The sequence below is a fragment of the Chloroflexus sp. genome, from assembly GCF_034432675.1.
Lineage (GTDB): Bacteria > Chloroflexota > Chloroflexia > Chloroflexales > Chloroflexaceae > Chloroflexus.
Genome location: NZ_DAOUBI010000136.1, coordinates 1 through 10,461 on the forward strand (window position 1 = coordinate 1; position 10,461 = coordinate 10,461).

9 protein-coding genes are annotated in these 10,461 nt (G+C 57.6%); 6 read left to right on the top strand and 3 right to left on the bottom strand.

Features of this window, described 5'->3' with window-relative positions; translation table 11 throughout:
* On the top strand, positions 1-825 hold an 825-nt coding region (locus tag VAE55_RS10075), incomplete at its 5' end, for an AMP-binding enzyme (RefSeq protein ID WP_322815656.1).
* 871 nt (positions 826-1,696) lie between these two features.
* On the opposite strand, the gene VAE55_RS10080 is transcribed toward VAE55_RS10075, so the two are convergent.
* A complete protein-coding gene (locus VAE55_RS10080; RefSeq protein WP_322815657.1) occupies positions 1,697-1,960 on the bottom strand; it encodes a hypothetical protein in 264 nt (87 codons plus the stop codon).
* Between the two features lie 204 nt (positions 1,961-2,164).
* On the opposite strand from VAE55_RS10080, the gene pyrR reads away from it, so the two are divergent.
* The 4 genes from pyrR (at position 2,165) to VAE55_RS10100 (ending at position 6,448) form a co-directional block, all read left to right on the top strand.
* A complete protein-coding gene (gene pyrR, locus VAE55_RS10085) occupies positions 2,165-2,713 on the top strand; it encodes a bifunctional pyr operon transcriptional regulator/uracil phosphoribosyltransferase PyrR (RefSeq protein WP_012257759.1) in 549 nt (182 codons plus the stop codon).
* On the top strand, positions 2,706-3,632 hold the full coding sequence (locus VAE55_RS10090) for an aspartate carbamoyltransferase catalytic subunit (RefSeq protein WP_287158344.1): 927 nt from the start codon (positions 2,706-2,708) through the stop codon (positions 3,630-3,632). The genes pyrR and VAE55_RS10090 overlap by 8 nt, the downstream gene beginning before the upstream one ends.
* Positions 3,633-3,644: 12 nt before the next feature.
* Complete coding sequence (locus VAE55_RS10095; protein ID WP_322815658.1) at positions 3,645-5,105, top strand: dihydroorotase; 1,461 nt, start codon at positions 3,645-3,647, stop codon at positions 5,103-5,105.
* A gap of 416 nt (positions 5,106-5,521) precedes the next feature.
* Positions 5,522-6,448, top strand: a complete 927-nt coding sequence (locus tag VAE55_RS10100) for a hypothetical protein (RefSeq protein ID WP_416181187.1) — start codon at positions 5,522-5,524, stop codon at positions 6,446-6,448.
* 295 nt (positions 6,449-6,743) lie between these two features.
* Here the strand turns inward: VAE55_RS10100 and VAE55_RS10105 are convergent, their stop codons facing one another.
* Both VAE55_RS10105 and VAE55_RS10110 read right to left on the bottom strand, forming a co-directional pair.
* Positions 6,744-8,261 (bottom strand): carboxypeptidase M32, encoded by a 1,518-nt coding sequence (locus VAE55_RS10105; RefSeq protein ID WP_322815659.1) that lies wholly within the window; start codon positions 8,259-8,261, stop codon positions 6,744-6,746.
* A 14-nt stretch (positions 8,262-8,275) separates the two neighbouring features.
* Positions 8,276-9,466 (bottom strand): aminotransferase class I/II-fold pyridoxal phosphate-dependent enzyme, encoded by a 1,191-nt coding sequence (locus VAE55_RS10110; RefSeq protein ID WP_322815660.1) that lies wholly within the window; start codon positions 9,464-9,466, stop codon positions 8,276-8,278.
* Between the two features lie 161 nt (positions 9,467-9,627).
* On the opposite strand from VAE55_RS10110, the gene VAE55_RS10115 reads away from it, so the two are divergent.
* A complete protein-coding gene (locus tag VAE55_RS10115; RefSeq protein ID WP_322815661.1) occupies positions 9,628-10,023 on the top strand; it encodes a hypothetical protein in 396 nt (131 codons plus the stop codon).
* Positions 10,024-10,461: the final 438 nt, after the last annotated feature.

The following is a 10,461-nucleotide window of genomic DNA, read 5'->3' on the forward strand; positions in this document are numbered from 1 at the left end:
TGCGGTGCGCCGATTGTCCATTCGTTGATCGCTAATAGTGCCCCTCCTCACTGGCGCGAAGGCCGGGGAACCCACAAAGTCAGCGGTCTGATTGCCGCAGCTCCACCGCCGGCAGCCGTTTTGCAGGCGATGGCCGAAATTGGCTTTGATATTACCCATGTCTATGGTCTGACCGAAACCTACGGACCGGCAGCGGTATGTGCAAAACAACCCGACTGGCATACGCTCCCAATTGCCGAACAGGCGCATCTCAACGGACGCCAGGGGGTAACTTACCACGCACAAGAGGCGATTAGTGTGCTTGATCCGGTTACAATGCATCCGGTGCCGTGGGATGGACAGACGATGGGTGAAGTGATGTTTCGCGGTAATATCGTTATGAAGGGCTACCTCAAGAATCCAGCCGCGACCGAAGCAGCCTTCCGTGATGGCTGGTTCCACTCTGGCGATCTGGCCGTGGTGCATCCAGATGGCTACATCAAGATAACCGACCGTGCCAAAGACATTATTATCTCTGGTGGCGAGAATATTTCCTCAATTGAGGTGGAAGATGCACTCTACAAGCATCCGGCAGTGATGCTGGCTGCGGTGGTCGCTGCACCCGATCCGAAGTGGGGCGAGGTACCACATGCGTTTATCGAGCTAAGGGAAGGGGTTACCGTCACCGAGGATGAATTACAGCAGCACTGTCGGCGTTTTCTGGCCGGTTATAAGATTCCCAAGAAGTTTACCTTCGGCCCCTTGCCGAAGACGTCAACCGGTAAGATTCAGAAGTTTATTTTGCGCGAACAGGCCCGGTCACGACAGGCTATCGCCGAAGCGTAGTCTTGTATCTAATCGTGACTGACACAGGGCATCATTGAGCGGGTTGGTACAGGTGTGCGAATTGATACGGGTGGTCGTGGGTAGGTAGCGTCATGGGTGCCGGACGTGTGACAATGATGCTACGTCAGCAGTGCGCTGCGATACGCTCCACCCTTACCCGTCCCCGCTGGGCTATGCATTACCCACATGTCGCGCTGCGTTAGGTCGGGCTGCACGTGCTCCCCGTGGCGCAGGCTGGAAGCCTGTGTGCAGGCATTATCGCCACCGCCGGCAGGGGCTGGCCATGACCGCTGGTGCGCAGGCACGAACCTGGTGCAACAATACTTCTACGCGCAGGTGTCGCATGCATGCCTGATCGACTCGATGATCGGCACGAGCACATCCAGCACCTCTGTGACCTGGAGAGGTATCGGCGTACCACGCGCCGGATCGTGTGTACGGCTGGCGCGTCAGCATGGCTGCCGCACGCCAAACTGCGCGACACGCACATGATGCGCGGGTAAGGCAACCCATTCAGCACGTGATACCACGGCTGGAGCGGCGCACTGCCACCGACTCAGTCGTCCACAACAGCACCCATAGCGATTATACCTGCTGATACGCACGTGGTTAACACCAGTTGTGGGTAATGCATAGCCCGCTGGGGGAGGGAATTTCTTGTGCGGGATGGCATTCGCTGTCGTAAGTTGGTGCAGGGGTCGGTACCTCGCTGGAAGCAGGTACGGTGTGCGGTTTCAGGGGGCGGGCCGGAGGTGCGCACTCCCAGTGCCCGGCGAGCGGAGACGTGCGCTTCCAACTTCTCTGTCGTAGCGCCTTACCTTATCTGTGGTAGTGGGTAGGGAGAGCGCGATAAAACGCACTTGATCGTATTCTACTCGCCACACTGTACGATGATGCGATTCTCCGCCAGCTCATCCTCTCTGTCATACCGGCGTTGCGGTGGTGAGGCTGGCACTGCAAAGGCTAAGGGATTACAGGGAGGAAGTAAATCTAATCCTGACAGACCAATCCAAAAGAGCTGTTCCCCTGATACGCGCTGGTTCGAGGCAATGATGCGCTCATTACACGCGATTGGCAACGGATGATTGGCCTTGACTTGCCGATCAGTTGTATGGATTTGTTGCCAATTTGTCATCTTTTCTCCGCCACTATCATTGACGCTTGTATCGGGCTGTGGTACGATCTGTTCGCCTTTAATACAGCCCCGTGAGGCTGTGAAGGAGTAATTTGATGAGTTACACGTCAGCATGGCCCATATTATCGCTGTGTTTTTTCCCTGATCCCGCATCTGCGGGCAGGGATTTTTTGTTTGCGCAGTCCGTTCGCTGCGGAGGAACGCATGGGAAATGAAAAACAGATTCTGTCGGCTGATGAGATTCGGCGGGCGCTGGTACGCATTGCGCACGAGATTGATGAACGCAATGGCGGTCTGCGCGATGTGGTTTTAGTTGGGATTCGGAGCCGTGGTGTGCCGCTGGCTGAGCGCATCGCAGCCGCAATTGCCGATTTTGAAGGGACGCGCATACCGGTGGGGCAACTCGATATTACGCTCTACCGTGATGATTTGAAGCTGCGTGGGCCGGCACCACGGGTGCGTAAGACCGATTTGCCGATTGATATTACCGGCAAGACGGTGGTGCTGGTGGACGATGTGCTGTTTACCGGTCGCACGGTGCGGGCAGCACTCGATGCGATTGCCGACCTGGGGCGTCCGGCCCGGATTCAGCTTGCTGTTCTGATCGACCGTGGTCATCGTGAATTGCCGATTCGGGCCGATTTTGTGGGGAAGAATGTACCAACCTCGCTCTCCGAGAGGGTGATGGTGCGTTTGCGCGAGACCGATGGGGTTGATGAGGTTGTGATTCTGCGAGGTTCTGCCAATGACTGAATTACGTCGTCATGCAATCGATCTCGATGACTTTAGTGCGACTGAGATCGAGGAGATTCTGGAAACGGCTGAGAGTATGCGCGAGGTGCTGAGCCGTGAAATTAAGCAGGTACCGGCACTACGCGGTAAAACTGTGGTCAATATGTTTTTTGAGGAGAGTACGCGCACGCGCATCTCGTTTGAGCTGGCAGCGCGGGCTTTGTCGGCAAATGTGGTCGCCTTTACCGCACGGGGGAGCAGTGTCGAGAAGGGCGAGTCGCTGGTAGATACGGTACGCACTCTGCAGGCGTTGGGTGCCGACATCATTGTTATGCGCCACAGTCAGTCGGGCGCGCCTTATCTGGTGGCGCGTCATTTTCGTGGCTCGCTTATCAATGCCGGCGATGGCCGCCATGCCCATCCTACGCAGGCACTGCTCGATCTCTATACGATGCAGAGTCGATTGGGACAAATCCGCGATCTGCACGTCGTTATTGTCGGCGATATTCTGCATAGCCGCGTGGTGCGCTCCAACTTGTGGGGCTTGACCCGTCTCGGTGCGCGGGTGACGCTCTGTGGCCCACCCACCCTGATTGGCCCGGCGGCGTTCTGGACGGCGACCTGGCCGCAGGTGCGGATTGCGTATGAACTCGACCCACTGCTGCCGGAAGCGGATGTGGTGATGGCGTTGCGTCTGCAAAAAGAACGGATGCAAAGCGGATTGCTGCCGGCGTTGCGCGAGTACACTCGAATCTATGGTCTCACCAGCGAACGCCTGGCCCGCCTGCCGTCACATGCGATTGTGATGCATCCCGGCCCGATGAATGAAGGGATCGAAATCTTTCCCGAAGTGGCTACTGCATCACCGGCAGTGATTGAAGAGCAGGTCACCAATGGCGTCGCAGTGCGGATGGCTTTACTCTATCGAATGGCCGGTTGAGAGGAGATGGCAATGCGTTATCTGATTAAAAATGGCACGATTATCGATCCGGCCAATCGTGTAGCCACCATTGGCGATATTCTGGTTGCCAACGGTAAGGTTGAGCGGTTGTACGATCTGGCCGATCTGCACACTGATCGCGAACCATTAGCACCTGATGTAGAGGTGATCAATGCCCGTGGCTGCGTTGTCGCACCCGGTTTTACCGATCTCCACACCCACCTGCGCCAACCGGGCGAAGAGCACAAAGAGACTATTGCCAGTGTTAGTGCCGCTGCGGCTGTTGGTGGTTTTACCACCCTCTGCGCCCGACCGACGACACGACCAACCCCGGATCATGCGGCGGCAATTCGTCAGTTGCGTGAGCTAGCCGATCAGTATGCCAGAGTGCGGATTGATCTGATCGGCGCATTGACCATGGGAAATGAAGGTCAGGTGCTAAGTGAGATGCGCGAGCTGGCCGAAGCCGGTTGTATTGCCTTCAGCGATGGTGGGCGGACAATTGCCAATACGGCCTTGCTGCGTCATGCCCTCGCCTATGCCGCGGCCCTCAAATTACCGGTGATGGTCAGTTGTCAGGACCCGTATCTGGCGGCGGGCGGAGTAGCGCACGAAGGTGCGGTCAGTATTCGATTGGGCTTACCTGCTATTCCGGCGGCTGCCGAAGAGGCGATTGTCGCCCGCGATATTGCCCTTGCCGAAGCAACCGGTGCGCATCTGCATATCAGTCGGGTCAGTACAGCCGGTAGCGTGGCGCTGATTCGCGCCGCTCGCGCCCGCGGCGTCCATGTCACGGCTGAAGTCACACCACACCACCTGACGCTGAGCGACCGCTGGCTGTTGGGATGGCTGGAAGAGCGCAATGAGATTGAGACTGGTCGGCCCGGTACTCATCCCAATCTGAGCCTGCCGTCGTGGCTCAATCCGGCGCTGTTGCCACCCTATGACAGTTCAACCCGGGTTGACCCGCCTTTACGCAGTATCGAACATGTTGAGGCGTTGGTGGAGGGGCTGCGCGACGGGGTGATTGATGCAATTGCGATTGACCATGCCCCTCACGCACTGGTCGACCGGGACTGCGAATATGGGATTGCCCCGCCCGGCATCAGTGGTTTGGAAACGGCACTGGCCCTCACCCTGACTCTCGTTCACCGTGGTGAGATGGACATCGTCAACCTGATCGCCAAACTCACCGAAGGACCAGCGCAGGTGCTCAACCGCTCACCGGCCAATCTCCGCCCAGGCGCTACTGCTGATATTGTCATCTTCGATCCTGAACGCAGTTGGGTGGTCGAACCAGATCACTTTGCGTCGCGTGGTCGCAACACACCGCTGCGTGGTCAGCGCCTGAAAGGACAGGTGATGCTCACTATGGCTGCCGGTAAGATCGTCTTTCGCCGCGACGATTTTGGTCGGCATGCGCAGGCCGCCCCGCAACCGTCGCGGCTGGAGGGTATTTTGGGAGCGGAGTAGTGGTTTGCGGGGTGCGGAAGCCATACTTCCGCACCACTGCCATACCTGTGGCACGTGCCTGCTCGCTGCTCGCTGTTGATCCAGGCATCTGGTTCAATTACATCGCGGTACCAATTGACTTTGACCGTCCCAGGAGCCTGGGATGTGTCTGTTTTTACCGTGTTACCCCTGACAGTGTTACTGGTCTGTCTTCTCCCTGCGGCCCCCACTCCCCAGCGAAGAATGAGCGAAACACGTCAGGTATACTCTGGTGCAGAGTCATTTTCCAACACATAACAACACGCACCAGCCGCAGCAAGAGAAGTTCGGTATGGCAACTATATCAGGCTGACACTGATGCACTTCGGGCAACGTTGAATGCTCTGCGCCAGGGCAGCAGTTCGATAGAGAATGCTTTTGCGCAGGCCACACAGGCGATGACCGCTCTGCAGAGTGGGCCATGGGCCGGGAATCATCGGCAACAGGTAGAAGCGGCCTGGGAGCGTATCCGGAGTCAGTATACGACACTGTGCGAGACGCTTGGTCAGCTCACGCGACGTACCGAACAGTTTACCAATGCCCTTGAAGAGGCCGGAAGCAGATTCGGAGATGGCAGTAGCGCTGGACGTAACATCAGCGGTTCTGAACGTATGACACCCATTCCCGAAACGCCGGCAACGCCACCAGAAACGTCTCCTGAACCAACCCCTGCCCCGGCAACTGGTGCTCTGCCACCGATTCTGAACGAGCGCATACGCCTCAGCAACGGTAGCGAAATTCTGGTGAGTCAGCTTGATGGCCGGACGCCCGTTGCCGGAATGGATAGCATCTACGGTAAACCCGGTCAGCTTCCCCTCGACGCGCCAATCACCAGTGCGCCTGGTAAACGACACCCTGAACTGTACGCTGCAGTGATTAATCAGTTTGGTGTTGCCGGCAATCCCCTTTACGCTCCAGACAACTACACCTACTGCAATACGTTTGCCGGAGATGTGATGCGGGCGATGGGCGTACCTTTACCGATGAAAACCGAATTGGGGACGGACGTGCCCGGAGATCGGGCAACCGTCAACGCTCCCGATCTCTACCGCTGGCTTACAACGAAGGCATCAGCGCATGGATGGCGCGAAGTCGATCCATCAACACCCGAAGGGCTGCGTCTGCTGAAAGAACATGTCAATGCCGGCAAGCCAGCGATCGCTTCCGATTCCGGTCATGTCGCCGTCATTCGCCCTGGTCAGAACGGGAATTCAATAGCCGAGCTACGCATTGCTCAGGCTGGCGGAATGAACATCAATGATGTGCGATTAGGCAATGCCGGCTTAGGCAGTAGCTTTAGGCCGCGGTACTTTATCCACGAGTAACGTGGAGTTCAGTCTGTGTTATCAGCAACAAGTCTGTAGCCATTCTTTGGTGGCACAGAAGCACCGTCTTGAACTTGGGGGCATGCCTGTGTGGAAGCGTCAGCGAGCGTGCTACTGGCGAGAGGAGAGGCACGACAGGCTGTGTTTCGGTGCGTCCCACCTCGGCACAAATGCCATTGGAGAACCTTTTAAGGATGGGGATATATGTTAATCGTGGAGTCGCCGTCTGCTGTTCCGCTCTACACAGCGCGGCGACTCCACGACGCTCTGACATTACAAGAGCGATAAACGCGGCTTACGATGACAAATCGATGCCGTAAATTACCGAGTATTTTGTGCGCAGATATGTCAGGTACGGTTCAATCTGCATCGGCCCACCAGCCGCGCGCTCAATCAGCTCGGTAGGAGTAAAGACACTGCCGTGCCGGTAGATGTTTTCGCGGAGCCAGCCGTGCAGGGTTGCGAATTCGCCGCGACCGATTTCGTCATCGATGGCAGGATGGGCAGCACGTGCTGCGTCCAGGAACTGAGCACTGAGGATGTTGCCCAGGGTGTAGCCCTGGAAGGCACCACCGATCAGCCCGCCGAACCAGTGTACATCCTGGAGTACGCCATCACGATAATCGGGAACAGTCACACCCAAATCTTCAGCGTAGCGCGCATTCCAGGCGTCCGGCAGATCACGCAGCTTCAGCGTGCCTTCAAGCAACGCCAGCTCCAGGTCGAACCGAATCATCACGTGCAGGTTGTACGTCACTTCATCGGCATCGGTGCGAATCAGGGATGGCTGCACGCGATTGATTGCGCGGTAGAACGTATCGAGCGGTACGTTCTCCAATTGCTGAGGGAAGGTCTGCTGAAGTTCAGGGTAGAAATGCTCCCAGAATGGACGCGAGCGCCCGATCAGATTTTCCCACAGCCGCGATTGGCTTTCGTGTACGCCAGCCGAAACACCGTTGCAGAGCGGTGTCGCTTCAAAGGCGGGGTCGATCCCCTGTTCGTACATCGCGTGGCCCGATTCGTGAAGTGTACTGAACAGACCATCACCCAGATCGTGCTCGTTGATGCGTGTTGTGATGCGGACATCGCCGACCGAGAACTTGGTGGCAAAGGGGTGATGGGTCAAATCCTGCCGCCCACGCTCGAAATCGTAGCCGAAGCGCCGAATGATCTGCTCACCAAATGCAAGCTGATCGTTGCGCGGGTAATACTGGCGCAGACAGGAATCATCAATGGGGGGCTGGGCAACAATCGCCCGAATGATGGGGGTCAGGCCAGTGCGCAGATGGGCAAACAGATCACGAATCACCGCCGCCCGCATCCCATAGTCGCTAAAGTCAATCAGCGGATCAGCCGGATGCTCGTAGCCGGGAAAACAATCGGCAACCCTCCGACTCAGTTCAAGAGTGCGTTCAAGATACGGCAGCATGGTGGCAAAATCGTTCGCCGGGCGGGCCTGGGTCCAGGCGTGATAGCTGGCCGCCGTATGGGCGGCAATCTCGCTCACCAGATCGGCGGGCAGGCGAGTCATGCGCTCGTAGTTGCGCTGGGCAACCCGAATTAAGGCCGCATCAGGATGTTCATACGGCAATTGCTCGGCGTAGGGCATCAATTCCGCCAGTAACCGGCCCAATTCGGGATCGGTGCTCTTCATATGGGCCAGACGCGAGAGGGTCGCGAGCTGACGGGCACGGGCGGCTGCACCACCGGATGGCATATATGTGCTCTGATCCCAACCCAGCACAGCCGCAGCACTGTTCAGATCGTCAATCTCCTGGAGGCGAGCACGAAGTTCTTGAAGACGGGTTTCCATGACATCTCTCTTTCTCAACTGCGCTGTCGCCAGGCCAACAACCGTTGTTGGGCGGCGCACAGCGTCTCAGGACGCTTGGCAAAACAGAAGCGGGCCAGCAGCGGCAAATCGTACTGCCGGGCGTAAAAAGCAGAAGGGGGAATGGCAGCAACACCAACTTCCTGCGTCAGGTAGCGACAGAACGTGACATCGTCGTGAAAGCCGGTGGGGGTAATGTCGGCCATCAGGAAATAGCTGCCTTCGGTGGGCAGGACTGGCAAACCGACACTGACCAGAATCTCTTCCAGTAGACGATAACGAGCTGTATATTCAGCGCGAAACTGTTCATAATAGCCGTTATGCAAAGCTCCTTCCAGGGCAGCCGCGGCGGCAAATTGCAATGGGGTCGCGGTCGCAAAGGTAATCCATTGGTGCGCGGCGCGCAGGGCGGCGTTCAGGCTGGCCGGGCCAACTGCGTACCCGATTTTCCAACCGGTGAGGCTGAAGGTCTTGCCCAGACTGTTAATGGTCAATGTCCGTTCCCACATGCCGGGCAGCGTCGCGATGGGTATATGGGTCGCGCCGGCGAAGACCAGTTGGTCGTATACCTCATCAGAAATCACGATCACGTCGTAAGTCTGGCACAGATCAGCGATCTGCTCCAGCTCGTCCCGGCGAAATACCTTACCGGTTGGATTGTGGGGTGTATTCAGCATCAGCAGACGGGTACGCGGCGAGAAAGCGGCCTGCAGCTCTGCCGGATCGAACCACCACGTTGCATGACCATCGCCGGGGGGATGGAGACGGACGAAACGGGGAATGCCGCCGGCCATCGTCACATCGGGCAAATACGCATCATAAAAAGGCTCGAACAGGATAACCTCATCGCCGGGATTTACCAGTGCCTGCACTGCGCCGAACAATGCCTCAGTTGCGCCACTGGTGACGGTCACTTCAGTCACCGGATCGACTGTCCGCCAGCCCTGGGTCTGCCAGGTTGCCGCAATCGCCTCTCGCAGACGCGGTACACCAATGTAGGGTGCATACTGGTTGGCATCGGCAGTGATCGACTCTATCGCAGCCTGCTTCACCCATTCCGGCCCGGCGAAATCAGGAAAACCCTGGCCCAGATTCACGGCACCACATTGCACGGCAAGCGCACTGATTTCGGCAAAAATCGTAGTACCAAACTGACGAACCCGCTCGGCGCTGAGTGATAGTGTCATCGTGCACCCCTAGAAGAAGTTACAGGTACAGCGTGCCAGTATTACAGTGTAACCCTGTATCTTTACTAACTAATGGTACCACAGAGTGCTGCAACTTTTGCGAAGAAGGCTCCGTCATAGCTGCAGAAGTGCAATGGCCTGGTGTTGTAAGGAGGAAACACATGTCGCTACAGAACGATCAAACCCGCCTGATTGGGATTCTTTTAATCACCCTCGGCGTGGTGACAATTTTCAAGCTCTGGTGGCTGGTGCCGATTGCGCTGCTGGCCGGAGGTGGTATCGCCATTTACCGCCGTCAACGCAACCTGGGCCGCACCGATGAAGCGGTGCAGGCGCTCTTGTGGGGTGTTGGTTTAGCGTTGCTATCGCTGTTCAAACTGCTGTGGCCGGGCATTCTGCTGTTGGGTGGCGTCAGCCTGTTGCTGCGCGGTCGCGAAGCTGAGGTGGAACAGCGGATGTGGGTTTTGCTGGGGCAACTCCTGAGCTGGAATCGTCGGCCAACCACACCACCAACCAGCAACAAGGTGCAGATTGTCGAAAAGCACGAGGAAGCGTAAAGAGTCGGTAGAAAGGGCAGGCAGAACACCTGCCCTTTTTAATTCCCGTCGTTGGCTGGCAGAGCGCGATGTACTGGTTCTGGGAGCGCGAGCCTGCCGTCCCCACCCGCCCCCGCTGGGGGCTATGTATTACCCACATGGCACGCTGCATTAGGCCGGGCTGCAAGCGCTCCCCGTGGCGCGGGCTTCCAGCCCGCGTGCCGGCATCATCGCCACCGCTAGCAGGTGCTGAACGTGGCCGCTGGTGCACAAGCACGAACTTATTGCAACAACACGTCTACGCGCAGGGATCGCGAGCATGCCTGATCGACTCGATGATCGAAACAAGCACATCCAGCACTCCCGTGACCAGGATGGGTAACGGTATGCCACGCGCCGGATCGTGAGCACGGCTGGTGCGGCAGCATGGCTGCCGCACTCCAAACTGCACGACACGCG